Source organism: Fictibacillus arsenicus (genome assembly GCF_001642935.1).
GTDB lineage: Bacteria > Bacillota > Bacilli > Bacillales > Fictibacillaceae > Fictibacillus > Fictibacillus arsenicus_B.
Genome location: NZ_CP016761.1, coordinates 2,577,480 through 2,600,995, shown reverse-complemented (window position 1 = coordinate 2,600,995; position 23,516 = coordinate 2,577,480). Strand labels below are relative to the sequence as shown.

General features: G+C 38.0%; 28 protein-coding genes. 16 read left to right on the top strand and 12 right to left on the bottom strand.

What is annotated here, in order from left to right:
- Positions 1-40 precede the first annotated feature (40 nt).
- The 11 genes from ABE41_RS13480 to ABE41_RS13430 all read left to right on the top strand — a co-directional run bounded on the left by ABE41_RS13480 (position 41) and on the right by ABE41_RS13430 (position 8,633).
- Positions 41-649: a YrrS family protein gene (locus tag ABE41_RS13480; RefSeq protein ID WP_066291233.1), complete on the top strand. Its 609-nt coding sequence runs from the start codon at positions 41-43 to the stop codon at positions 647-649.
- Positions 650-748: 99 nt separating this feature from the next.
- Positions 749-1,501, top strand: a complete 753-nt coding sequence (gene modA, locus ABE41_RS13475) for a molybdate ABC transporter substrate-binding protein (protein WP_066291230.1) — start codon at positions 749-751, stop codon at positions 1,499-1,501.
- The gene (gene modB / locus ABE41_RS13470) at positions 1,498-2,130 is read left to right on the top strand and encodes a molybdate ABC transporter permease subunit (RefSeq protein WP_066291228.1); all 633 of its coding nucleotides are present in this window, start codon (positions 1,498-1,500) and stop codon (positions 2,128-2,130) included. The genes modA and modB overlap by 4 nt, the downstream gene beginning before the upstream one ends.
- A gap of 411 nt (positions 2,131-2,541) precedes the next feature.
- Complete coding sequence (locus ABE41_RS13465) at positions 2,542-3,180, top strand: class I SAM-dependent DNA methyltransferase (RefSeq protein WP_066291227.1); 639 nt, start codon at positions 2,542-2,544, stop codon at positions 3,178-3,180.
- Between the two features lie 16 nt (positions 3,181-3,196).
- Positions 3,197-3,898, top strand: a complete 702-nt coding sequence (mtnN, locus tag ABE41_RS13460) for a 5'-methylthioadenosine/S-adenosylhomocysteine nucleosidase (protein ID WP_066291226.1) — start codon at positions 3,197-3,199, stop codon at positions 3,896-3,898.
- A complete protein-coding gene (locus ABE41_RS13455; protein WP_066291221.1) occupies positions 3,898-4,365 on the top strand; it encodes an S-ribosylhomocysteine lyase in 468 nt (155 codons plus the stop codon). Before mtnN ends, ABE41_RS13455 begins: the two co-directional genes overlap by 1 nt.
- Before the next feature lie 11 nt (positions 4,366-4,376).
- Positions 4,377-5,300, top strand: a complete 924-nt coding sequence (locus tag ABE41_RS13450; protein WP_066291220.1) for a PLP-dependent cysteine synthase family protein — start codon at positions 4,377-4,379, stop codon at positions 5,298-5,300.
- Position 5,301: 1 nt separating this feature from the next.
- Positions 5,302-6,438 carry a bifunctional cystathionine gamma-lyase/homocysteine desulfhydrase gene (locus tag ABE41_RS13445; protein WP_066291219.1) on the top strand — a complete coding sequence of 379 codons (1,137 nt, stop codon included), beginning with the start codon at positions 5,302-5,304 and terminating at the stop codon, positions 6,436-6,438.
- A gap of 145 nt (positions 6,439-6,583) precedes the next feature.
- Complete coding sequence (locus tag ABE41_RS13440; RefSeq protein WP_083207803.1) at positions 6,584-6,823, top strand: YrhC family protein; 240 nt, start codon at positions 6,584-6,586, stop codon at positions 6,821-6,823.
- A gap of 146 nt (positions 6,824-6,969) precedes the next feature.
- A complete protein-coding gene (locus ABE41_RS13435) occupies positions 6,970-7,824 on the top strand; it encodes a GRP family sugar transporter (RefSeq protein WP_066291215.1) in 855 nt (284 codons plus the stop codon).
- 17 nt (positions 7,825-7,841) lie between these two features.
- Positions 7,842-8,633: a glucose-1-dehydrogenase gene (locus tag ABE41_RS13430; protein ID WP_066291210.1), complete on the top strand. Its 792-nt coding sequence runs from the start codon at positions 7,842-7,844 to the stop codon at positions 8,631-8,633.
- A gap of 252 nt (positions 8,634-8,885) precedes the next feature.
- Here ABE41_RS13430 and menA read toward each other — a convergent pair whose 3' ends face one another.
- Both menA and ABE41_RS13420 read right to left on the bottom strand, forming a co-directional pair.
- On the bottom strand, positions 8,886-9,776 hold the full coding sequence (menA, locus tag ABE41_RS13425; protein WP_172827361.1) for a 1,4-dihydroxy-2-naphthoate octaprenyltransferase: 891 nt from the start codon (positions 9,774-9,776) through the stop codon (positions 8,886-8,888).
- A 704-nt stretch (positions 9,777-10,480) separates the two neighbouring features.
- Positions 10,481-11,719 (bottom strand): glutathionylspermidine synthase family protein, encoded by a 1,239-nt coding sequence (locus ABE41_RS13420; protein ID WP_066291208.1) that lies wholly within the window; start codon positions 11,717-11,719, stop codon positions 10,481-10,483.
- Positions 11,720-11,800: 81 nt separating this feature from the next.
- Between ABE41_RS13420 and ABE41_RS13415 the strand changes: the two genes are divergently transcribed.
- Positions 11,801-12,247: an RNA helicase gene (locus ABE41_RS13415; RefSeq protein WP_253805340.1), complete on the top strand. Its 447-nt coding sequence runs from the start codon at positions 11,801-11,803 to the stop codon at positions 12,245-12,247.
- A 311-nt stretch (positions 12,248-12,558) separates the two neighbouring features.
- On the opposite strand, the gene ABE41_RS13410 is transcribed toward ABE41_RS13415, so the two are convergent.
- The gene (locus tag ABE41_RS13410) at positions 12,559-12,954 is read right to left on the bottom strand and encodes a DUF350 domain-containing protein (RefSeq protein WP_066291200.1); all 396 of its coding nucleotides are present in this window, start codon (positions 12,952-12,954) and stop codon (positions 12,559-12,561) included.
- Between the two features lie 19 nt (positions 12,955-12,973).
- Complete coding sequence (locus ABE41_RS13405) at positions 12,974-13,297, bottom strand: aminotransferase yhxA (RefSeq protein WP_066291198.1); 324 nt, start codon at positions 13,295-13,297, stop codon at positions 12,974-12,976.
- Positions 13,298-13,464: 167 nt separating this feature from the next.
- Between ABE41_RS13405 and sigK the strand changes: the two genes are divergently transcribed.
- From sigK to ABE41_RS13390, 3 genes are all read left to right on the top strand, one after another.
- Positions 13,465-14,172: an RNA polymerase sporulation sigma factor SigK gene (gene sigK, locus ABE41_RS13400; protein ID WP_066291196.1), complete on the top strand. Its 708-nt coding sequence runs from the start codon at positions 13,465-13,467 to the stop codon at positions 14,170-14,172.
- Between the two features lie 84 nt (positions 14,173-14,256).
- Positions 14,257-14,538, top strand: a complete 282-nt coding sequence (locus ABE41_RS13395) for an alpha/beta-type small acid-soluble spore protein (protein ID WP_066291194.1) — start codon at positions 14,257-14,259, stop codon at positions 14,536-14,538.
- Between the two features lie 290 nt (positions 14,539-14,828).
- Positions 14,829-16,610 carry a M3 family oligoendopeptidase gene (locus tag ABE41_RS13390; RefSeq protein WP_066291192.1) on the top strand — a complete coding sequence of 594 codons (1,782 nt, stop codon included), beginning with the start codon at positions 14,829-14,831 and terminating at the stop codon, positions 16,608-16,610.
- Between the two features lie 217 nt (positions 16,611-16,827).
- Here ABE41_RS13390 and pssA read toward each other — a convergent pair whose 3' ends face one another.
- The 7 genes from pssA to ABE41_RS13355 all read right to left on the bottom strand — a co-directional run bounded on the left by pssA (position 16,828) and on the right by ABE41_RS13355 (position 22,741).
- Positions 16,828-17,373 (bottom strand): CDP-diacylglycerol--serine O-phosphatidyltransferase, encoded by a 546-nt coding sequence (pssA, locus tag ABE41_RS13385; protein WP_066291191.1) that lies wholly within the window; start codon positions 17,371-17,373, stop codon positions 16,828-16,830.
- 126 nt (positions 17,374-17,499) lie between these two features.
- Positions 17,500-17,853 carry a monovalent cation/H(+) antiporter subunit G gene (gene mnhG / locus ABE41_RS13380; protein ID WP_367642102.1) on the bottom strand — a complete coding sequence of 118 codons (354 nt, stop codon included), beginning with the start codon at positions 17,851-17,853 and terminating at the stop codon, positions 17,500-17,502.
- The gene (locus ABE41_RS13375; protein WP_066291186.1) at positions 17,825-18,115 is read right to left on the bottom strand and encodes a Na(+)/H(+) antiporter subunit F1; all 291 of its coding nucleotides are present in this window, start codon (positions 18,113-18,115) and stop codon (positions 17,825-17,827) included. The genes mnhG and ABE41_RS13375 overlap by 29 nt, the downstream gene beginning before the upstream one ends.
- Positions 18,112-18,588, bottom strand: a complete 477-nt coding sequence (locus ABE41_RS13370; RefSeq protein WP_066291184.1) for a Na+/H+ antiporter subunit E — start codon at positions 18,586-18,588, stop codon at positions 18,112-18,114. The genes ABE41_RS13375 and ABE41_RS13370 overlap by 4 nt, the downstream gene beginning before the upstream one ends.
- 4 nt (positions 18,589-18,592) lie before the next feature.
- Entirely contained in the window at positions 18,593-20,068 is a 1,476-nt protein-coding gene (locus ABE41_RS13365; protein WP_066291180.1) for a Na+/H+ antiporter subunit D, read from the bottom strand.
- Entirely contained in the window at positions 20,061-20,399 is a 339-nt protein-coding gene (locus tag ABE41_RS13360; protein ID WP_066291178.1) for a Na(+)/H(+) antiporter subunit C, read from the bottom strand. Before ABE41_RS13360 ends, ABE41_RS13365 begins: the two co-directional genes overlap by 8 nt.
- Positions 20,399-22,741, bottom strand: a complete 2,343-nt coding sequence (locus tag ABE41_RS13355) for a Na+/H+ antiporter subunit A (RefSeq protein ID WP_437435453.1) — start codon at positions 22,739-22,741, stop codon at positions 20,399-20,401. The genes ABE41_RS13360 and ABE41_RS13355 overlap by 1 nt, the downstream gene beginning before the upstream one ends.
- Positions 22,742-22,922: 181 nt before the next feature.
- Here ABE41_RS13355 and ABE41_RS13350 point away from each other — a divergent pair, with 181 nt between their 5' ends.
- A complete protein-coding gene (locus tag ABE41_RS13350) occupies positions 22,923-23,339 on the top strand; it encodes a hypothetical protein (protein WP_066291177.1) in 417 nt (138 codons plus the stop codon).
- A 19-nt stretch (positions 23,340-23,358) separates the two neighbouring features.
- On the opposite strand, the gene ABE41_RS13345 is transcribed toward ABE41_RS13350, so the two are convergent.
- On the bottom strand, positions 23,359-23,502 hold the full coding sequence (locus tag ABE41_RS13345; protein WP_066291173.1) for a sporulation histidine kinase inhibitor Sda: 144 nt from the start codon (positions 23,500-23,502) through the stop codon (positions 23,359-23,361).
- Positions 23,503-23,516 lie beyond the last annotated feature (14 nt).

Genomic DNA, 23,516 nt, shown 5'->3' with positions numbered 1-23,516 from the left:
ATGGTAAAATGAATTGAGCTTATTTACTGGGGAGGATAACATGAAACGAAATCAACGTTATGAAACGAGATTAGAAAAGCGAAAACAAAATCGTTTTTTAAACATAGCAATTGGCTTGGTGTTTTTGCTGATTGTTGTGGTTGCGTTCAATCTTTTCTCTGGTGATGAAAACGAGACGGCGTCGACATCAGAAAATGAACAAACTGAAAGCAAGAACGTAACGAAAGACGATTCTTCGATTGAAATGGAATCCGATAAAGATAATCAGAATGAGGATCGTTCATCTGACGAATCCGAAAATCAATCAGATGATACAGAGACTAACCCGGATGAGGAAACACAGTCTGATAACCCTGAAGGCGGAGGTCCTGAAGGCCCATGGGAACCAATTGGAACTTCTCAAGCAGAGCCTCATCAGAAGTCGTACGACGACCAGTCTCAAGACTGGAAAGAGATGATCCGAGCACTTTCGTACGCGACAAATATTCCAGAAGACCAAATGACAATTTTCTGGCTTGGAAATGGCGGTGGTCCTGATTTATCCAAAGGCACCGTACAATCCAAGACTGAAAAGATAAAGTATGATGTAGTTCTGCAGTGGATTCCTGAAAAAGGATGGCAGCCGATAAGTGTAACACAAGTACAATAATGATTAATTAGACAATCTGCTCATTAGCTGGTTGTCTTTTTTCTTTTCATTCTTTATTGTTAATGCTTCAATAGGGATAAGAAATGATTAGGAGTAAATATGAAGAAAACAAACTATATTATTGGAATCTTATTTCTTGCAGTCTTATTGTCATCTTGCGGCGCAAACAGCCAGCAAAAAACGGTTGTTTATATATCTGCTGCCTCCAGTCTGAAAAAACCTGTTACCGAGTGGAAGGAACGGTTTGAAAAAACACATAAAGATATCGAGATTAAGACGAACTTTGGTGCGTCAGGAATCTTAATCAATCAAATAAAAAACGGCGCACCAGCTGATTTAATGTTTTCAGCGCAGTCAATTCGGAGGTTTATTTCTGACGATGATAAAATTGATATTAAAAAAGAAGAAATTATTGCATCTAACGAGCTTGTCTTTGTTTCTGGAATGAAGGTGGACTCACCGGTTGACTCTATTGAAGATATACCTTCAACGGCAAAACTCGGTATCGGGAATCCTGATATGGTTCCTGCAGGTTATTATGCAAAAAAAGCGCTTCAAAAAGTTAATCATAGCAAGGTTAAAATCATATACAGCCAAAATGCAGTACACTTAAAGGGATTAATTGAAACAGGAGCTGTAGAATATGCCATCATGTATCGGACAGATGCGCTTGAAAATCAACGGATTAACATCATAAAAAATATACCTTCTAATTGGTATCCAGCTATTCAATATCCTTTATATTCAATCACCGAAAAGAAAGCTGCTAAACAATTTATGACATATGTTAGATCAAAAGAAGGACAGAAAGTCTTAAAGAAATATAATTTTAGAGAGAGTGTTAACAATTGATTCATTCACTGGTACTATCTTTAGAAACTGCTGTTATTGCAACGATTTTTGTATTGGCAGCAGGATTGCCTCTATCCTATCTGTTTGCTCGTTTGTCTTTTAGAGGAAAAACAATCTTTGAAACAATCTTTAGCCTTCCATTAATTCTGCCTCCTTCCGTAGTGGGGTATATATTATTGCTGCTGTTAGGAAAAGATGGTTTAGGCAGATTTGGTATTCAATGGGTGTTCACTTGGAAAGCTGCTGTTCTAGCGGCAACAATCGTTGCTTTTCCTTTGTTTTTTCGCACAGCCAAAGCTTCCTTTGGAAATTTAGATGATAACATACTTGATGCTGCCCGGCTGGATGGATCCAGTTGGAACATCTTTTGGAATGTAGCCATTCCTTTAGCGAGGCATGGAGTGATTGCAGCTGTAATGCTTTCTTTTTTAAGGGCGATTGGGGAATTCGGTGCAACTCTTATGATTGCGGGGAATATTCCGGGTATCACCCAAACCGCTCCGCTTGCAATATATGATCATGTTCTTTTAGGAGATGAACAAACAGCGCTGGTTTTATCTTTTTTCCTTACTCTGTTTTCATTTGTTATGTTAGCGATTAGTTCAATTTTTGCAAAAAAATCAATTTGAACATGACTCTGAATGTATTTTCAGAGTTTTTTGTGTTTTTTAATTATTTATGGCTGTTTTTATTCTCTTCATTGACAAGTTGGTTGGAGTGCAAGGTGCGAGACTCCTGCGGGATCAGCGGGACAGGTGAGACTCCTAATGGTGCAAAGCGCCGAGGAGGCTCACCGCACGCCCCGCGGAAAGCGAGCACCTGGAGCGGAAATCAACCACTTCCAAGAGCAACAAAGATTGCGAAACTAAAAGTAACAATCTTTTAGAAAAAAGCATGATTTATAATAAAATAAATGAATGTTTAACAGGTTCATACATTTGAAAAACTCACGCAATTATGTTAATTTGGAACCTGTAAACATTTAATTCATAGTATATTGATAGGAATAATATATTTTAATAAAATTTGGAGTGAAAAAAATGGGACGAGAGTTTATTGAACTTTTTGATGAATGGTCTTCTTCATATGATGAAACAGTGGCTGGTGAGAGCCTAGAATACAAGGAAGTTTTTCATAAATATGATCATATCCTAGAAACTGTGGTGAATAAATCAGGTAATGTGGTTTTAGAATTTGGCGTAGGGACAGGAAACTTAAGTGAAAAGCTGCTTTTAAAAGGTAAAACGGTTATTGGAATCGAACCTTCAAAAGGAATGCGAGAAAAAGCATTAAAACGAAATCCAAAACTAGTGCTGCATGATGGAGACTTTTTATCTTTTCCCAAATTAGACAAAGAGATTGATACGATTGTCAGTACGTATGCTTTTCATCACCTAACAGATGATGAAAAAGACGCCGCAGTCGGACACTATAGCCAGCTGCTTAAAAAAGATGGTAAAATTGTTTTTGCAGATACCGCATTCCTTCATGAATCAGATAAAAAAGAACGCCATGAAAAAGTCAAAAAACAAGGATACCTAAATCTTTTAAGAGACTTGCAGACGGAATATTATACAACTCTTGGTGTTCTCGAAGATATTTTCAAAAAACATGATTTTGATATCTCATTTGAAAAACTAAATGAATATGTCTGGCTTATGGAAGCGGTAAAAAAATAGATATTGGAGAATCAACATGAAGAGAATTGGAATTATTGGTGCAATGGAAGAAGAGGTTGTGCTATTAAGAGAGCAGCTGTCAGACCTTCAGGAAAATAAACTTGCAGGATGTGAATTCTATCAAGGATTTTTAAATGATCAGGAAGTCGTTCTGTTGAAATCCGGAATCGGAAAAGTAAATGCCGCGATTGGAACTACACTCATGATTCAGCTGTATGAACCTGATGTAATTTTAAATACGGGATCTGCAGGCGGATTTCATACTGATCTAAACGTAGGCGATGTTGTAATATCCACTGAAGTTCGACACCATGATGTAGATGCAACAATTTTCGGATACGAATATGGGCAAGTTCCTCAAATGCCTGCCAATTATATGCCTGACCAAAAACTTGTGGAAGCAGCTGTTAAAGCAGGTGCTCGTGTTGAAAACATTCAGGTTGCAAAAGGATTAATTGCATCCGGAGATTCGTTTATGAGTGATCATGAGAGGGTAGAAGAAATACGCAAGAAATTTCCAGGATTGTATGCAGCTGAGATGGAAGCTGCAGCAATTGCACAAACATGCTATCAGTTTAAAGTACCTTTTGTTATTATCCGGTCATTATCAGACATTGCCGGTAAAGATGCCCGTGTATCGTATGACCAGTTTTTGAAAACTGCATCAAAGAATTCCGCAGAACTTGTACAAAAAATCGTAGAGGAGCTGAAATCATAATGACGAAAAAAATGAACGTTGAAAGTTTTAATCTTGATCATACAAAAGTAGTTGCGCCATACATCCGTTTAGCAGGTACGACTACTGGAGCTAACGGAGATGTAATTCATAAATACGACATTCGTTTCTGCCAGCCGAACAAAGATCACATGCCAATGGAAGGTCTTCACTCAATTGAGCACTTGATGGCAGAAAATATCCGCAACCACCATTCTACTGTTGTAGATATCAGCCCGATGGGTTGCCAAACAGGCTTTTATTTATCTGTTATTAACCATGATAACTATGATGAAATTCTAGAAGTTTTAGAAAAAACTCTTAACGATGTTTTAGAAGCGACTGAAGTACCTGCTTGTAATGAAGTACAATGCGGCTGGGCAGCAAATCATAGCCTTGAAGGTGCTAAAGAGATCGCACGCAAGATGCTTTCTAAAAAAGCCGAGTGGCACGTTGTTTTCGCTGAATAGAGGGCGGTAGGATGAACTATTATAAAAATGTGCATGAATTGATCGGCAATACTCCTATGATGGAGATTACGCAGTTTTCTCTTCCAAAAGGAGTACGCCTTTTTGCAAAATTAGAGTTGATGAATCCAGGCGGCAGTGTTAAAGACAGATTAGGAATGGAACTTTTAGAATGCGCCCTTTCTTCTGGACTGCTTAAACCTGGCGGGACAGTTATTGAACCAACTGCAGGCAATACAGGAATTGGCCTTGCACTTGCTGCAATCAATAAAGGAATCAATGTTTGTTTTGTTATCCCTGAAAAGTTCAGTATTGAAAAACAGGAGCTCATGAAAGCTCTTGGTGCTAAAATTATTCATACTCCAACTTCAGAAGGAATAAAAGGTGCCATAAAGAAAACGAAAGAACTCTTAATTGAGATGCCGAACTCGTTCTCACCTTCCCAATTCTCAAATCCAGACAATCCTAACACATATTACAAAACGTTAGGACCGGAAATCTGGAATGATCTAGATGGAAAAGTAGACATTTTTGTAGCGGGTGCTGGCACTGGCGGGACATTCATGGGAACAGCACGGTACTTGAAAGAAAAGAATCCTGATGTGAAAACAGTTATTGTCGAGCCAGAAGGATCCATCTTAAATGGCGGAGAATCTGGTCCGCATAAAACCGAAGGCATCGGAATGGAGTTTCTTCCAGACTATATGGATCCTTCCTATTTCAACAGCATTCACACGGTAACAGATGTCGACGCCTTTAATCGTGTAGCAGAACTTGCAAAAAAAGAAGGTCTGCTGGTTGGCAGCTCTTCCGGAGCAGCACTTCATGCTTCATTAATTGAAGCACAATCCGCAAAAGACGGAGGAATAATCGTAACCGTTTTTGCTGACAGCTCAGAGCGTTATCTAAGCAAAAAAATATATGAGGGAGGCATCTGATATGAAAAGAAAAACACAATTAATCCACGGAGGCATTCCTTCTGATAAAAATACAGGAGCGGTTGTCTATCCGATCTATCAGGTAAGCACATACAAGCAAGATGATGTTGGGGTTCATAAAGGATTCGAGTATTCCAGAACGGGAAACCCTACACGTCATGCACTTGAGGAATTAATTAAAGATCTTGAAGGCGGAAAACGCGGATTTGCTTTTGGTTCAGGCATGGCAGCTATTACTGCTGTTATGATGCTGTTTGATTCAGGAGATCACGTAATTTTAACGGATGATGTATACGGGGGAACTTACCGTGTGATGTCAAAAGTACTAAACCGCCTCGGCATCGAGTCAACTTTTGTAGATACAACTGATATCAATCAGATTGAAGCAGCTTTAAAGCCAAATACAAAAGCTCTTTATGTTGAAACACCAACAAACCCCTTATTAAAAGTTACAGACATTGAAGCAGCAGCTAAATGGGCTAAATCTAAAAATCTTCTCTTTATGGTAGATAATACGTTTAATACACCTTACTGGCAAAATCCAATCGAACTTGGTGCTGACATCGTACTACATTCAGCTACAAAATATATTGGCGGCCACAGTGACGTTGTAGCAGGCCTTGTCGTAGTAAATGACGATAACTTGGGCGAAGACTTACATTTCGTACAAAACTCAACAGGGGGCGTTCTCGGGCCACAGGATTCTTGGCTTTTAATCCGTGGTATCAAAACACTAGGTTTAAGAATGGAAGCTCATGAAAGCAACACGAAAAAAATTGTTGAGTTCTTAAAAGAGCATCCGTCTGTTGAAAAAATATACTATCCAGGTCTAGAAGATCACCCTCAGCATGATATCGCCAAAAAACAATCTGGCGGGTTTGGCGGCATGGTATCGTTTGATGTAGGCAGCGAAAAAAACGCAGATGCAGTCCTGAAAAAAGTGAAGTATTTCACACTGGCTGAAAGTTTAGGAGCAGTTGAAAGCCTGATCTCAGTACCAGCAAGAATGACACATGCTTCTATTCCAGCAGATCGCAGAGCAGAACTTGGAATCACAGATGGCTTAATTCGAATTTCTGTAGGGATTGAAGATGCAGAGGACCTTATTGAAGATTTGAAAAATGCATTAAACAACTAGTTTTAATGAGCAGGCGCTGATGCGTTTGCTCATTTTTTTGATCAATATTTAGCCATAGTTTTTTCACTAGATTGTCAAAAAGTGCTTGGCAGGTAGCTTACTTACCTATGTTATCCTGTTAATAGAAGTTAGGAGGTAGAAGCTCATGAAAAACAAAATTGAGAAAGAATTACAAAAAAAGATGGCTGACTACCAGCGCTTTGGCTTTATTTTGTTGGCAGTAAGCACATTCTTCTATTTAGGATTAGTTCTTCCAGTGGAAGACAAAAACTTTATCCAATCGATTACTTTAGGTATAGCTTCACTAACATGTTTAGGCTTTACCGCACTTATGTACAATGTTGTTAGAAAGTGCAAAGTGCAATTACAGGAAATTACAAAATAAAATTTAAAAATTAATTTCACGTACCGTCCCTTAAAAAGGGGCGGTATTTTTGTTTTTATGAATCGGAAATAGGGGTATGAATACTGAATAACCATAAAAGGTCATAATAAGTTTTAACAATTTCAAGAAAAGAGAGAAGTGGTTTTTTGGGTATCATATGGGCACTTATTACAGCAGTTTGCTGGGGAAGTATCGTATTAGTCAGTGAAAAGCTTGGTGGTGACTTTCATAGCCAAACCTTTGGAATGACACTTGGGGCATTGCTATTTTCACTTGTTGCGTTCTTTATTGTTCAGCCTGACCTTAACATGGCGGTGTTTGCCATTGGTGTGGTTTCAGGGATTTTCTGGGTAATTGGACAGCGTAATCAATTTGCAAGTGTTGATTATTTAGGCGTATCTAAAATTGTTCCATTATCAACAGGAATGCAATTGTTTGGTACAACGCTGTTTGGAGTACTGGTTTTTCATGAATGGAAAACAACAACAGAGATTATGATCGGACTTGCTGCGATCTGCGCGATAGTAGCAGGGGCATTGCTGACTTCCCGGCGCAGCAAGAAGGGGAACGAGAAAGATAATCAAAATTTCAAAAAAGGAATTACAATCCTTTTAATTTCAACAGTTGGATATGTTACATATGTCGTTATAATAAGATGGTTTGAAGTAAACGGATGGCAGGCTATTCTCCCTCAGGCCATAGGAATGTTTTTGGGAGCACTAGTGATGTCACTTAAACACAAACCATTTAATAAATATTCAGTGAGAAATATTTTGACAGGTTTGATCTGGAGTACGGGAAACTTAACTTTACTTCTTGCATTGCCGCTTATCGGTATCGCGACAAGTTTTTCTTTATCACAAACAGGGATAATTATTTCAACACTTGGCGGGATATTTATTTTAGGTGAAAAACGAAGTAAAAAAGAAATTATATGGGTCATTTCAGGATGTGTATTGATCATCCTTGGCGGTGTGATGCTAGGATTTACGAAATCATAGAAAGAGGAGCGGATTGGATGTATCCAGATCTTGAAGGTAAAACGGTAATCATCACAGGAGCAGCTACTGGAATTGGGAAAGCTTGTGCCATACGATTTGGACAAGAAAAAGCAAATGTGATAATTAATTTTCATTCTGATAAGCAAGTAAAGGAAACTGAAAAAATCATTGAAGAAATTGAACAACACGGCGGGAAGGCAATCGCTGTTCAAGGGGATGTAACAAAAGAAGAGGATATCAAAAACTTGATAAATAAAGCGGTAGAAGAATTCGGATCGCTTGATGTTATGATTAACAATGCCGGAATTGAAAATGAAGTACCATCTCACGAACTTACTTTAGAAGATTGGAACAAAGTCATCTCTACTAATTTGACTGGTCAATTTCTTGGATGCCGGGAAGCTCTTGATTATTTTCTTGAGAATGATATTCAGGGATCAATCGTAAATATGTCGAGTGTTCACGAAATTATACCATGGCCTCACTTTGTGCACTACGCAGCAAGTAAGGGCGGTATTAAATTAATGACGCAAACTCTTGCATTAGAATATGCGCCTAAAAAGATTAGAATTAACAGCATAGCACCAGGTGCAATCAATACACCTATCAACGCAGAAAAATTTTCGGATCCAAAGCTTAAAGAAGGAGTTTTGAAACTAATTCCGATGGGTTACATAGGGGAACCGGAAGAAATTGCTGCAACTGCTGTTTGGCTTGCATCAAACCAAGCAAGTTATGTAACAGGGTTAACATTGATTGCTGATGGCGGAATGACGCTGTACCCGGGATTTCAAGCAGGAAAAGGCTAAAAAACACGTCCTCCAATTCAGGAGGACGTGTTTTTTTAGGCTCTTTTCTAAAAGATTGTTGCTTTTTGGATGTTTTCTTTTTTTCTTCCTATGCAAGTTGATTGAAGCGGAAGGTGCGAGACTCCTATGGGACGAGCGGTCAGGTGGAGACTCCTAAGGCGCAAAGCGGCAGGAGGCTCACCGCACGCCCCATGGAAAGCAGCAACCTGAAGCGGAAATTAACCTCTTACAAAGTTTACGGAAACAGCCTTGTTATAACAGAATACCTGTCAGTGTTCCAATACATAATAGAATCCCAAAAGCCATATGAAGCATGGCTGTTAATCCTAGAGCTTTGTTAAGCTGCTTGGCTTCCCAAGTGGATACTGCAATCTGCAGCCCTTTTAATGCAATAGGAAGGGTAATAGCAGCAATCAAACTCCAAACAGGTAAAATATTTAAAAAGACTAAAGCAATTAAACTAACGTACGTTCCAAGCATTAGAATATAGTACTCTATACGGGAGGCTTTCCTGCCGATCAGTCCCGCAATTGTTGTTTTTCCGATTTGTTTATCTGTATCAAAGTCTCTTAAATTATTTGCATGCAGAATAGCCATTACAAGAAGAGCATTTGGTATTGCTGCCAAAAAGACTTCCAAATTCAAATTAAGTGTTTGGGTATAAAAAGATCCAACGACCGCTAAAATTCCAAGAGTACTTCCTGAAGCTACTTCACCTAATCCGTTATAAGCTAATGCATAACGTGTAGCTGTGTAAAAGTATCCTACCAATAGTGAAGGAATACCAATATAAAGAACTATCGGTCCAGTTAATGCTGTTAAAATTAATCCAATAATAATACTCAGGCTAAAGAAAATAAGTCCTGTAATGTATACTTGTCGAGGTGTCATTTCTTTTCGGTCTATAACACCAGACGGGCTTAACGAACCAGGAATATCTGCTCCTTTAACATGATCAAAATAATCATTTACAAGGTTTGTGCCGCATTGCAAAAATACAGCTCCAAAAAGTGTAAGTAAGAATGCAGTCCAATTGATGCTTGTCCATTGCAAAGCTAAAATCGTTCCAAATATAACAGGTATAACTGACGCCGTTAATGAAAAAGGTCTTGTAGAAGCGAAAATGACCTTAGGATGTATCATTTGTGTTTCCCCCTTTACGATTATTATTATAATAAAAGTTTGTGAAAGTGTACACATAAATAACTTTCTTAAATAATACCCAATTTTAAAAAAAGCAGGAAACTTTCTGAGCAAAATGAATATCCTTTTAATGGCCAATAAAATCCTTTACAACACATGGTAAATTGTGTATGATTTGCTAAGGAAAGTAAAATTACAAAAAGGAGGTTGAACAACATGATTTTAAAGTTACGTACAACAATGAAATTGAATAAAAACTTACGTTCGACCGCCAAATGGAGCAGTATGTCTATTTAATTATGTTTAAAGGACACCGCGGGTCGAATGCCTGCGGTTTTTTTATGACCATTTTTGCACCGCAGGGATTCCTGCGGTGTTTTTTATATAATAATTTAAAGGAGGAGATTGCAATGATTATGGTAGGAATTACACTGCTTACTTGGCTGTTAACGGAGAAAGACTCAACCTAACCGAAAAAATAAAATAATGAATTTGGAGTGAATAACAATATGTTTACATTACATTTGTTTTTTGTAACGATTACCTTTTCAATTAAAAGAGTCCATAGATCAGAAGAACAATACATTTATGATAAGAGAGTAAAATCTCTATATGATCGGGCTAAAGAAAAGGCATCATATAATATATCTTCAATGCTTTAATAAAAAATCAGCGCCCTCCACAATAAAGTGGAAAGGCGCTTTTTATTTTATACAAGAGGGAAGAAAGTAAGAAAGGTTATCTGTAATACGGTTTCCTACACGGTAACCGAAAGCACTTGGTTTACCGTTAATGACAAATGTACCTGTCATACGATGTCCTTCAATCGTTCCTTTTTGTGATTCGAACTTCATTTTTGGAAGGGGAACGTACTTCTGATAAACACTAACGTAATGTTCATATGTTGTATGTTTGTCCTGATCGAGCAGCATTCCTTTTTCATCATATATTCGGACCGTATCACCTTCACGGCCAAATACTGGCTTTTGCACAAACATCTCCTTATTTTTCAGGAAAAGATCAGGTTCTAAATAGGTTGGTAAAAAATATTGGCCGATCCATTCGTGTTCTTCCTCTGTAAAATAGGATGCACGCTCTTCATGCATGCCCCAAATGACGGCAAGTACAGCTTTGCTCTGCAATAAAAATGCAGATGGAGGATTTACAATAGCAAGCTTTTTTTTGATAACAAGATCAGTCAGCTGCAGTCCGATTTCCTCATCTGTCGCTATATCTTTATCCTGTATAAGTAATTCTATCGGAAATGTCTGCCGGTACAAGACATCAATCTTTTTCCCTTCTGTATCATAAAGACCTTCATTTTTTCTGATAATAAGCTGGTCTAACGGTATGTATTGAGAAGGAAAACCGCATAGCTTTTTCAAATAAAGGACGGTTTCTTTATCTTCTATATTGTCATCATGTGATGTAAATACAATGTTTGGAGAATGTGAAGTTATTAATTCTCGATAGGAAGTAAGAATCGCTGATCGAACCGCACGTTTCAGTTCCTTTTCAGAACCTGCATTAGGGTCATCACCGCCAAAATGTCCCGAAATCAGCCCGTTTACTTTAAAGCACTCATAGATAAACGTAGGTGTATCACTGTTAAACTCCATAACTTTATGTCCATCAAGAGTTTCAATGGAGTCAATTCTGCCGATCACTGTTTTTGGGAGCGGTGTAAGAAACCGGAGGAACGGAAACAGTGAATCCGGAAAACCTAAAAGGCTTAAAATATCATCGTCCAGGCTTTGTGATTGAAGAAGTGCTGCTGTTTTAAAAAGAATTTGACTCACTTTGTACCCAAACTCCTCAACTGAATCAGCTTCTTCTTTTTCAATAAAGAGCGGCTTAAATAACGCATACTCTTGCCCATACATATCTGCCCAAAACTCAGGAATCTTCTCATAAAAATTTTTTCTTTCATCAATATAGCCCATAATAATAAAAACCTCCGGCAACACATACATTCATAAAAACTGATATCATAAAGATAACAAATAATAAAAGGGATGAGAATAATGGAATTAACTTATTACATAGAAAAATCAGATGGATATGAACCTTTCTTAACATATAAAATACCTGAAAATATGCAAAATGATGAAAAATATGCGAGACAGTTATGTGAATTTTTCGTTACGGGCCAAAAAGAATATGAACTTCAATCGAATGAAATGAAAGGAAGCGAAGAGATTTTAATCGTAAAGGAAAAAGGTCCTGCCAGACGTTTCTCAGATGAGACAAGCTACAAAGGAAGAGGAATCTTTTTAGAGTTCAGGCAATATCAAAATACAGGTGATATGCCCTTATTACATGTCCAGGCATTAAACAGCCATTGGGATGTGATGAGGTATCTTTTAAAGGATGTAGTAGAGATTCCAAGGCAAGGTCAATTTTTAAGAGATTCAGCAGAACTGGATGAAGACCGTGCTGTTTATGTCATGTATGTAGGAGAAAAAATATAAGCATGCGGCAATAGCTGCATGCTTATATTTAGGCTGTTTTTGCTATCATTGTTGCTCTTGGAAGTGGTTGATTTCCGTTCCAGAATGCTCGCTTTCCGCGAGGCGTGCGGTGAGCCTCCTCAGCGCTTTGCGCTTACAGAGTCTCACCTGTCCCGCTTCTCCCGCAGGACAAGGAAGGCTTCAACAGCATTACATCGCACGAAGAAAATGTTGATTTTCATTTTCGAGGAGTCTCGTATCTTGCACTCCAATCAATTTATCAATGAAGATAGGTAACGAAATACAACAATCTTTTAGAAAAGAGCCCTATTTTAATATGTAAGACATTGTGCGATAACCCATCCAACAGAGAGGCTTAGAAACATTACGAGCAACCCGATCGCTTTGTTATCAGCATCTATGGCTTTTGAAATACTTGAACGAATGGCCAGATGTTCTGCAACGAAAAGCGCTGCAATCTGAGCAATGATCCCTACTGCTCCCCAGATAAGCAGATCAATAATGCTTAAAGAGTTAGCTATTGAAGAGCCGATTACAAAAGCAAGACCAAAAAGTCTTCCGCCAAGCGATAGAGCAGCTGCAGTATTACCTTTGCTGATCAACTGAAGTTCCTTTGTTTTTGTTGATAATTCAAAGATAATAAATCCTGCAAATAAAAGTCCGAGGCCGGTAGCCGCATATAACGCAAAATTAATAAATAAATTCATCATTACAACTCCTTAATTTTTATCCTCCAAAGCCTTTACTGCTCCCGAATCCAGTACTTCCGCCTTTGAAGCTTGAACTTTTTTTGTAAGCTTTATATTTCGAGTTTTTCAACAAACTGCTCGCTCCGCTGAAATATCTGCCGCCAAAGAAGTAATAGCCGAAATAACGGGAATTGGTATCGTCACATTCATAGACGCCGTCATCTTCATCCCATTCCCAATCCTGGCATTCAGTATCAGTAGGTTCTGGTGGAAGCTCCTGAGCTTGATCATTACAGCCAGAAAGCATAACCGCTACAGAAGCAGATGAAACACCTGCAATAAGTTTCTTTGTTTTATTCATGTTTTCACCCCATTCAAGCCTAATTATAGATGTAATCCCAATTCTTGAAAACCATTTATTACTATTACGCCAATGAAATAAAAAGGTTCCATTTTTAATGTACAGACACACCCAAGCCCAGTTTCGCATAAAGATAAAGGAGTAAGAATTGTCTTGGAGGTGCTGTTATGTCATTAGTAGGTGTGTTGGCCTATTTTTTTAAAGAAGTCATGCTTTTTGTATCATACGTAAAAAACAATGCATTTCCCCAGCCACTGTCTGAGAATGAAGAGAAGCAGTACTTAAAAGATATGGCAAACGGTGATGAACATGCTAGAGGTCTGTTGATTGAACATAACTTGCGTCTTGTTGCTCATATCGTCAAAAAATTCGAAAATACCGGGGAAGATACGGAAGATTTGATTTCTATCGGTACAATTGGTTTGATCAAAGCCATAGAGAGTTATTCGCGAGGGAAGGGTACTAAGCTTGCGACGTATGCAGCGCGGTGTATAGAAAATGAAATCCTCATGCATCTTCGTGCATTAAAGAAAACGAAAAAAGATGTCTCACTTCACGACCCAATTGGAACTGACAAAGAAGGAAATGAGATTACGCTCATCGATGTTTTAAAAGCTGAAACTGAAGATGTAGTTGATGCGATTCAATTAAAAATGCAAAAAAAGAAAATTTACGATTATATTCATGTATTGGATGACCGGGAAAAAGAAGTTATCGTTGGCCGTTTTGGTCTCGATCTGCAAAAAGAAAAAACACAAAGAGAAATCGCCAAGCAACTCGGTATATCAAGAAGCTATGTTTCACGAATTGAAAAGCGAGCGCTCATGAAGCTGTTTCATGAATTCTACAGAAGCCGTCAGCAATCTGAACGATAATATAAGAAAACAAAAGGCTGGTAACATTTACAGCCTTTTTATTTTTTGCTTCGGGCAAACTAAAAAAAAAAAGGAGTTTTTGAAATGGCAAGAAGAAAAAGACAACCGATCGTTCCAGAGGCACGCGAAGGACTAGATAAGTTAAAAGCAAAAGTAATGAGAGAAGCAGGATATAACGTTTCTGAACAATCTCCTGATGATGTGAAGTATGAAGTCGCTAAAGATATGGGTGTACAGCTTGGCAAGGGCTATAATGGTACGATCACTTCAAAAGATGCAGGGCGTGTAGGGGGGCAAATTGGCGGCAGAATGGTTAAAGAACTTATTCAGCAAGCAAAAGCAAACCTTGGTAAACAAGCCCGTTAAACAAAAAATGAAATAATGGTGTTTAAATCGTAAAAACAGGGAATAGAATAGGTAAAAACAGGAGGCGTTAAGATGCAGGAAGCTGTTTTATACGGATCATTCGTAGTGATGTTAGCCTATTTTATTTATGCGGCAATCGCAGAATAATAAAGATTCTCTCCAAATTCGGGGAGTTTTTTTATGGAAAAAAATAAAAAATGAATAAAAATAAACTTCATAGTCGATTTTTGTTTGAATATTTTTTATAATAAGAAAAGAGTGTAAAATACGTACATAATAGGGGGAAGAATATGCTATTACAAGATTTAAGGCAAACATGGGAACTTGATTCTGTTTTTCCTGGCGGCAGTGAGTCAAAAGAGCTATTAGCAGAAATAAAATGGGCGGAAGAGGAAGTTAAGGTTCTCGCACAAAAAATAGATAAATTTACTTTTTCAAATGAAAGCTTTGTAAACTTAATTTCAGAAATGCAAGCTTTTTCTGAAAGGCTTTCCACAACAGGATCATTTGTTGGTTGTTTGATTGCTCAAGATGTTAAAGATAAAAAAGCGATGGCACTTCGGGGACGATTAGAATCTGTATATGCTTCTTTTTCTAATGTGGGATCAGCACTTGATAAGCAGTTGATGGAAATCTCCGAAGATACATGGAAAGACGTAGTCAGCATGCAGGAGTTTAAAGATATCGCATTCACACTTAACGAGAGAAGAATGCAAGCTAAAGAAAAACTGGGCATTTCTGAAGAATCTTTAATCAATGATCTTGCTGTTGATGGATACCATGCATGGTCCACACTGTATGATTTAGTTGTAGGAAGAATTAATATTAAAGTTGAAATCGACGGAAAAGAAGAAGAATTGTCTGTTGGCCAAGCAGAAAATAAATATTCTAATCCTGATCGTAAAATAAGAAAAGATACATTCGAAAAGTTCGTTGAGGCATGGGATAACGAGGGAGAATTTTGCGCAGCATCACTAAATCACATCGCTGGGTTTAGAAATGAGATTTATAAACATAGAGGGTGGAAAGAAACGTTAAAAGAGCCTCTTGCAATCAACCGCATGAAAGAAGAAACACTTACGGCTATGTGGGACGCTATTTCATCTCAAAAAGATATTTTTGTTAAATATCTAAATCGTAAAGCAGAATTACTCGGGTTAGAAAAACTAAGCTGGTACGATGTTGATGCACCGCTTTCTTCAGCAAACAGCAAAATGAGCTATGATGAATCGGCTCAGTTTATCGTTGAACATTTCCGTTCGCTGGCTCCTAAAATGGCTGATTTCTCAGAGAAAGCTTTTCTTAAAGGATGGATTGAAGCAGAAGACCGTGCTGGAAAAAGACCTGGAGGTTTCTGTACAGGTTTCCCGACTAAGAAAGAAACGCGTATTTTTATGACGTTCTCTGGAACACCGAGCAATGTTTCTACATTAGCACATGAACTAGGCCACGCATTCCATTCAGATGTATTGAAAGAATTACCTTATTATGCAACGAATTATGCGATGAACGTTGCTGAAACAGCATCGACTTTTGCTGAAATGATCGTAGCAGATGCTGCTGTTACAAACGCGAAAACAAAAGAAGAAAAGATTGCTCTTTTAGAAGATAAAGCTCAGCGTTCTGTAGCCTTCTTTATGAACATTCATGCACGTTTCTTGTTTGAAACAAGAATGTACGAAGAAAGAAAGAACGGTCAATTGTCAGTGGAGCGTCTGTGTGAATTGATGGAAGAAGCTCAAAAGGAAGCATTTAACGGGGCTCTAGTTGAGTATCATCCTTATTTCTGGGCATCTAAGCTTCACTTCTATATTACAGATGTACCGTTCTATAATTTCCCGTATACATTCGGATATTTGTTCTCTGCTGGAATTTACGCAAAAGCGAAAGAAGAAGGACCTTCATTCGAAGAGAAATACATTGCGCTTTTACAAGACACAGGAAAGATGGAAGTAGAGGAATTAGCACAAAAGCATTTAGGAATCGATATTACGAAGCAAGATTTCTGGTTAAAAGGAATCGAATTAGCAGCCGCTGATGTAGAAGAATTCCTTGAATTGACTCAACACTAATATTAAATCGGCTGTTTTATAAAAGATTGTTGTTTTAAATCGTTTTTTAAAGACCTCGTTGTGAAGTTGATTGGAGCGCAAGGTGCGAGACTCCTGCGGGATCACCGCACGCCCCGCGGAAAGCGAGCATCCTGGAGCGGAAATCAACCCTTTCAAATAGCAACAAAATCCACTAAAATTGCAAAAAAAATAAACCGCAGATTCTGCGGTTTATTTTTTATCTTTTTTCAATTGATATGGTACTGATCATTAATATTGCTAAACCGATTGTCAAGAACATATAGAAGAATCCTGGCAGGAAGTTAATTGCCAGATAAGCGGCAGCCATTAAACACCCAGCAACCGTAATTGGCACCCCTACAAATGATCCTGTGAATTCTGTAATGTTAAATCGTGCTAGACGAATTGCTCCGCATACGATAAATATTATCGTGAATATAATGCCAGGAACACCAAACTGATGAAGAACAGCTTGATAAATCAAAAATGCCGGTGCGATACCAAAGGAAATTAAATCACAAAGTGAATCCAGTTGTTTACCAAACTCAGATTCAATATTAAGCTTTCTCGCAACCATTCCGTCAAAACGATCAAACAAACCAGCTAAAAAGATTAAAATAAATCCGATTTTCAAATCACCATTCATCATAAATAACAAAGCTAAGGCGCCAAGTGATAAGTTGATCAATGTTAAGAAGTTTGCAGTTTGTCCCTTCACTTTCTTAACAGTTGAATCAATGCGCTCTCTTTCGATCATAAACATTCGATCACTCCTCAAATGGAACAGAAGCAGGATATAAATATATCCTGCTACGGTTAGTTGCTTAAAAGTATATAACCATTTTATTCATTATATGCCAATTAGACACTGTTTGAAAGAGCAAAAAGTTTATGATTCCCTGATGTTGTTATTTTCTTCCAGGTGATTATAAACGGTCTTTTCGGATAATGGCACACCTGTCCGGTAGGCAGCTCTAGAAATCATATGACCTGCAACTGGTGCTGTCAGGAGGACAAACAGAATTCCTAAGATCAGTTTTCCGCTGAATACATTCATATCTGAATAGACATAAATAGCAGAGCCGATAAGGACTCCGGAAACACCTAATGTTGAACTTTTAGTTGCTGCATGAAGCCTAGAATAAACATCTGGAAAACGAAGTACGCCTAACGTTCCTGATAATATAAAAAAGGTGCCAATGATAAGGAAAAAACTAATCACGATCTTGATCAATGATAACACCCTTTTCCAAGAATTTTGCAACAGCTACAGTTGCAATAAAAGTCAATATTCCGATAAGCAGTATAATATCGTTCAATTGAACCGTATCTAATAGGATCGCCATTAACCCGGTAATCGCAATCAGATTAATACCAATCGTATCAAGTGCTACAACACGGTCAGGGTTCGAAGGGCCGACAACTGCTCTATATAAAAGAAGTAGAATAGAGATGGTTATCACGAATAAACAAATATAGACAACCATAGAGAACCAATCTGTCATCGTGTTACCTCCCTTATTGCTTTTTCAAAAGTATCTTTAATTCCAACGATCGTTTGATTTACGTCAGGCAGGTCTATAGCGTGAATATAAATATAACGCTGGTCCCTTGAAACATCTACAGAAAGTGTTCCTGGAGTTAGGGTAATTAAGTTAGCGAGCAAAGTGATTTCCCAGTTCTTTTTAACATCAATCGGCAATGCGATAATGCCTGGCTTGAAATCAAGTCTGGGCTTGTATACCCACTTTAATACTTCAATGTTGGCTAAGATTAATTCTTTTAAAAAAAGAAAGATTAAATATCCGATCGCTTTAACATGTTTAAAGTAATAGGAATCAGGTATGAAACGATTAAGCAGAAACAGCAGCGCCGCCCCAATCACAAATCCTACCAAAAAACTTGCGAATGAGTAGCTCTCAGATAAGAACATCCAAATGACGCCGATCAGCAAATTTAAGATAAGTTGAAATGTCATCGAACTACTCCTTTAAAACAAAATCAATATAGATTTGAGGGTCGATAAGACTATCAGCTGCAGATTGGATATATGGATAGAACCATTCAGCTCCAACCCCAAGCAGAATTGAGATCGCGATTAATAATCCAGAAGCGGCTAGCCCGGAGCGTCTAACTTTTTCCTTAGGCTCTCCTTTAATCTCACCCCAGAATGCTCCAATAAAGATTCGGATTACTGAAAACAAGATTAACAGACTGGATAAAAGTCCGATCCCAGCAGCCATATAATGTTCTTCGTCAAAAGCACCTCTTAAGAGAAGGTACTTGCCGATAAAGCCGCTAAAAGGAGGAATTCCTGCAAGTACGAGGGCAGCGATGAAAAACATCCAGCCTAAAAGGGGGGATGTTTTAATATATCCGCCCATCTTATTCAAATTGGAAGTGCCTGCATGCCACACAAGTAAACCTGCAAGGAAGAACAATGCAGCTTTTATTGCCATATCATGCACAAGATAATAAATCGTCCCAGCAAGTGATTCAGCTGAGAATGTTCCAATCCCAAGCAGCATGAAACCAATCGACGGCATAATGTTGTAGGCGATAATCAGCTTTACATTTGAAGTAGATAAAGCTCCTATTACCCCGATCAGCATCGTAATCGTCGCAACCCAGATGAAGAAGGTATGCGTCAGCTCGAGTTTGTGAGAAAAAATAAGTGTATAAACTCTAAGCATAGAATATACGCCAACCTTAGTCAGCAGAGCTCCAAACAAAGCAGATACAACAGGGGATGGAACGATATATGACTTCGGCAGCCAAAAGTACAGCGGAAACAAAGCCCCTTTGGTTGCAAATACAACAAATAACAATATGGCTATTCCGGTTAATATTCCTTGCTGCTCAACCTCTGCTACACGCTCACCGAGCTGCGCCATGTTAACAGTACCGGTTACTGAGTAAAGAAAAGCAACTGTAGTTACAAATAGAATGGAAGAAAATAAGTTTAACAATATATATTTTACTGATTCGCGAAATTGCTGTTTTGATCCCCCAATAATGATTAGCCCATATGAAGCCATCAATAGAACTTCGAAAAATACAAACAGGTTGAATAGGTCACCTGTCAAGAAAGCACCGCTCACCCCAGCGATCAATAGAAAGAAAAGGGGATAAAAATAATGCTGCACCATCTTGCTTGTAACAGATGAGTATGCAAAGATTACTGCAGATAAAGCAATAACATTTACAGAAAGTATCATAATAACTGAAAGCTTATCTGCTACAAGGATGATTCCATAAGGTGCTTTCCATCCTCCTGTTTCAAGAATCAGCGGATTATTATTAAACACATAATAGCTTAAGTAAATAGATACCCCTAAATTTAGAAATACGGTCAAATATGAAATTTTCATTGTCAGCTGATGCTTTTTATTAAAGAAAACGAGAAGAGCACCAACGAACAATGGAATAAAGATTGGCAAAAATACTAAATTACTCATCATCCGTTCCCCTTAGCTGATCCATCATGTCGGTCTTATTGCTCTGGTATGTCCGGTACGCAAGCACCAGCAAGAAGCTGGTCACACCGAAACTGATTACGATTGAAGTCAATATTAGCGCTTGAGGAAGAGGATCCGTATACTCGGTGATTCCTTTTTCCAAAATAGGCGGAGCACCGCGGTTTAATTTCCCCATAGTCAATATAAAGAGATGTGCACCGTGAGAAAGCAGCGCCGTTCCCAGAACAATTTTTAAAAGCTGTTTTTGAAGCAAAAGATAGACGCCGGCCGCAAATAAAGTTCCGGCAAGTATAGACATTACAATTTCCATTATTGATTCATGTCTCCTTTATCCCGGTATTTTATCATGGCAAAAATGCCAAGCGCAGCTAGTCCAAGAACTGCAATTTCAAAAAGTGTATCCAAGCCGCGGAAGTCAACTAGTATTACGTTTACGATATTATCTCCGCCGCCAAGCTTATAAGAATTATCAACAAAATATTTTGCGATGCTATCGAACGATTTTGAGCTATGTGAAGCAATAGCTACTATTGTAAGCAATGCGCCTGTTGAAACGGCAATAATTAAATCGATAAGTTTTTCAGAGATACTTTTATCTGATTTCTTAAGTTTCGGCAGATGAGCAAAACATAATAAGAATAAGGCTACGGTTATTGTCTCAACGATAAGCTGTGTTAATGCGAGATCAGGCGCTCTGAAGAATACAAATAACAAGGAAAGTCCGTAACCTACCACTCCGATTACAATAATTGCAGCAATTCGCTGATTCATCCAAATGGTAGCAATTGCGGCTGCAGCCATCACGAAGCCTACGAGTACTTCTGGCCAAGTAATAGGTGCCAAATCATCAAGAGAAATTGTAAATCCGTCCGTAAAGTACATAAAAATGGAAGTCGATACAACCAGAAATACTAAAATGATAGAGAAATACAGACGTAATGATCCTGTCATATAAAACTCAGTAATAGATTTAGAAGATCTTAACAATCCATTAACGATTGTCTGATACCAAAGATCAGATGAAAATTTCCCTGGAATCTTATTATAGACAGGCTGCCATCTCTTTAACGTATATGCCAGTAACGCACCAACACCTACTACTATTAAAGACATATAGAACGGTGTGTTCAGACCATGCCAGAAAGCCAGGTGTGTATGAGGCAGATCTCCTGTTACTGCAGCAGCAGCCGGAGCAAGTAATGGCTCATTAATAAGATTTGGAATCAGACCAACAGCAACAACAAAAATAATTAGAATGATTGGTGATAAAAGCATACCCATTGGAGCCTCATGGGGTTTTTTCTCTAATTGATCTGTTTTTTGTTTACCGAGGAATGTTCCAAATACCAAATACATGGAATAGACAAACGTGAAAATGCTGCCTAAAACAGCGAAAATAGGTATCCATTCTGCAAAAGTCCCAGCAAGTCCGGTTGATTGCTCTAATTTAAGTGAAGAATCAAAGAACATTTCTTTACTTAAAAACCCATTAAAGATCGGCAGGGGAACACCAGCCATTGAAAATGCTCCAATAAACGCAAGCGTAGCAGAAATCGGCATAATGGTATATAGTCCGCCTAGTCTTCTTATATCTCTCGTTCCTGTTTCATGATCTACAATACCTGCAATCATAAACAGACTGCCTTTAAATGTAGCATGATTAAAAATATGAAAGATAGCAGCAAGAATAGCCACACCAGTTCCAAAACCAAGCATCGCCATAATCATTCCCAGCTGACTGATTGTGGAGTAAGCCAAAATACCCTTTAAATCGGTTTGTCTGGAAGCTAAAAATGAACCCAAACAAAGTGTAATCAGACCAATACCTGAAACGATAACAAAAAACTCATCTGTTCCACTGAAGATTAACGAGAAACGGGCTACTAAATATAGCCCAGCTTTAACCATTGTCGCAGAATGCAAATAAGCGCTGACAGGTGTAGGAGCTTCCATTGCATCAGGAAGCCAGCTGTGGAATGGGAATTGTGCTGATTTAGTAAATGCACCAAGCAATAACAAAATTAGAATAGGGATAAACAGGTCACTTTCTAATATATCTGACCGGTTAGCGATCATCATGCGAATGCTGTTAGTCTCTGCTGTAATAGAAAGTAGAATAAGAGCACCAAGCATCGATAATCCGCCAAACACTGTTACAAGCATTGATTTCTGTGCACCGTAAGTTGAACGTTCACGGTAAAACCAAAAACCGATTAACAAAAACGATGAAATACTCGTAAATTCCCAAAACGTATAGAGAACAAATACATTATCCGACAATACAACTCCGAGCATGGAACCCATGAATAAAAGCAAGTAAACATAAAAATGTACTAGCTGCTCTTTCCGCGATAAATAAAAAATGGAATAGAGTACAACGAGTGAACCAATTCCAGTGATTAATAGCGAGAACAGCATGCTTAGTCCGTCCAAATAAAAGCTTAACTGGATATCCAAAGATGGAATCCAATCGGCAGTGCTTTGTACGATTTTTCCTTTCGCTAAAACAGGTAATTTAGAACAAAAAATAATAAATAGAACAGCTGGAACAGGCAATACTAGCCATCCAGTATGTATCCGGTTCACTTTTTTTGCAGACAAACCTATCAGAAGAGCTGCTAAAAAAGGAAGCAGTATGTAAAAATGCAGCATAAAAACCGGTAAACCTCCTTAAAACCTAAAAATATTCGTCATTTGTCCATTACATTGTAAGCAAAACCTTTCCGATTTAGCAAATCATTTACTGTAAAAAACACTCTCAAAATAAGGTTTTCATTGAACTCTTGAATATCCTTCCCAAAAAATACCTAACCTATTTGAGAGGTGATTGTAAATGAGACTTCTAATTACATACGGATTACTTATCATTATGTTTCAATTAACAGGCTGTTTTAATGATTCTGTCTATAAAAAAGACAAAGACAGTCCTGTTTTTCAGCCGAGAGAGTATTACAGAAAACATATAAGCTTCTCTGAAACAGGTGTATTTACTGGGTCCTCCCTTGCTGAAGAAATGAAAAATGAGATTACAAAAGACGCTTTAGTAAAACATGCAATAGTAATAAAGCAGGACAAAAAATATGTAGTGGCAATAAAAATAAAGGCTTATCATCAGAAGAAGGCAGAAGAATTAAGCAAACAATACAAAGAGTACTGGGAGGAAAAATGGAAGATTCCCGTTGAGGTAACATTTACCCCTAATGATTATCGTAAAGCGGAACAATTGCTGCGAACAAAAAAAAGAGCGTAATTTACGCTCTTAATTAGTACTACATTAGAACCTGCTGCAATCTGACATGCAGTGATCTTCTATCAATTTCTTTTTTTATAAGTAAAATAAAGTCTTTGCTAAGTTTAAGTTCTCTAGCTTTCAGGTAAGATTCAATTAACAGGTCGTCCGAGAGTTTTTCCATAATCGAGCCGTTTT

Excerpts from the sequence above, each read along its gene's own strand:
- ABE41_RS13410 (WP_066291200.1), bottom strand. The coding sequence starts at position 12,954 with ATGAATTTATTTATTAATTTTGCGTTATATGCGGCTACCGGCCTCGGA.
- ABE41_RS13350 (WP_066291177.1), top strand. The coding sequence starts at position 22,923 with ATGAGACTTCTAATTACATACGGATTACTTATCATTATGTTTCAATTA.
- ABE41_RS13360 (WP_066291178.1), bottom strand. The coding sequence starts at position 20,399 with ATGGAAATTGTAATGTCTATACTTGCCGGAACTTTATTTGCGGCCGGC.
- ABE41_RS13450 (WP_066291220.1), top strand. The coding sequence starts at position 4,377 with ATGAACTATTATAAAAATGTGCATGAATTGATCGGCAATACTCCTATG.
- ABE41_RS13405 (WP_066291198.1), bottom strand. The coding sequence starts at position 13,297 with ATGAATAAAACAAAGAAACTTATTGCAGGTGTTTCATCTGCTTCTGTA.
- ABE41_RS13480 (WP_066291233.1), top strand. The coding sequence starts at position 41 with ATGAAACGAAATCAACGTTATGAAACGAGATTAGAAAAGCGAAAACAA.
- ABE41_RS13430 (WP_066291210.1), top strand. The coding sequence starts at position 7,842 with ATGTATCCAGATCTTGAAGGTAAAACGGTAATCATCACAGGAGCAGCT.
- ABE41_RS13375 (WP_066291186.1), bottom strand. The coding sequence starts at position 18,115 with ATGACAGATTGGTTCTCTATGGTTGTCTATATTTGTTTATTCGTGATA.
- ABE41_RS13395 (WP_066291194.1), top strand. The coding sequence starts at position 14,257 with ATGGCAAGAAGAAAAAGACAACCGATCGTTCCAGAGGCACGCGAAGGA.
- ABE41_RS13455 (WP_066291221.1), top strand. The coding sequence starts at position 3,898 with ATGACGAAAAAAATGAACGTTGAAAGTTTTAATCTTGATCATACAAAA.
- ABE41_RS13345 (WP_066291173.1), bottom strand. The coding sequence starts at position 23,502 with ATGGAAAAACTCTCGGACGACCTGTTAATTGAATCTTACCTGAAAGCT.
- ABE41_RS13355 (WP_437435453.1), bottom strand. The coding sequence starts at position 22,741 with ATGCTGCATTTTTACATACTGCTTCCTTTTTTAGCAGCTCTTCTGATA.
- ABE41_RS13390 (WP_066291192.1), top strand. The coding sequence starts at position 14,829 with ATGCTATTACAAGATTTAAGGCAAACATGGGAACTTGATTCTGTTTTT.
- ABE41_RS13370 (WP_066291184.1), bottom strand. The coding sequence starts at position 18,588 with ATGACATTTCAACTTATCTTAAATTTGCTGATCGGCGTCATTTGGATG.
- sigK (WP_066291196.1), top strand. The coding sequence starts at position 13,465 with ATGTCATTAGTAGGTGTGTTGGCCTATTTTTTTAAAGAAGTCATGCTT.
- menA (WP_172827361.1), bottom strand. The coding sequence starts at position 9,776 with ATGATACATCCTAAGGTCATTTTCGCTTCTACAAGACCTTTTTCATTA.
- pssA (WP_066291191.1), bottom strand. The coding sequence starts at position 17,373 with ATGTTTATGATCGAAAGAGAGCGCATTGATTCAACTGTTAAGAAAGTG.
- ABE41_RS13465 (WP_066291227.1), top strand. The coding sequence starts at position 2,542 with ATGGGACGAGAGTTTATTGAACTTTTTGATGAATGGTCTTCTTCATAT.
- ABE41_RS13445 (WP_066291219.1), top strand. The coding sequence starts at position 5,302 with ATGAAAAGAAAAACACAATTAATCCACGGAGGCATTCCTTCTGATAAA.
- ABE41_RS13365 (WP_066291180.1), bottom strand. The coding sequence starts at position 20,068 with ATGAGTAATTTAGTATTTTTGCCAATCTTTATTCCATTGTTCGTTGGT.
- ABE41_RS13420 (WP_066291208.1), bottom strand. The coding sequence starts at position 11,719 with ATGGGCTATATTGATGAAAGAAAAAATTTTTATGAGAAGATTCCTGAG.
- modA (WP_066291230.1), top strand. The coding sequence starts at position 749 with ATGAAGAAAACAAACTATATTATTGGAATCTTATTTCTTGCAGTCTTA.
- ABE41_RS13415 (WP_253805340.1), top strand. The coding sequence starts at position 11,801 with ATGGAATTAACTTATTACATAGAAAAATCAGATGGATATGAACCTTTC.
- ABE41_RS13440 (WP_083207803.1), top strand. The coding sequence starts at position 6,584 with ATGAAAAACAAAATTGAGAAAGAATTACAAAAAAAGATGGCTGACTAC.
- mtnN (WP_066291226.1), top strand. The coding sequence starts at position 3,197 with ATGAAGAGAATTGGAATTATTGGTGCAATGGAAGAAGAGGTTGTGCTA.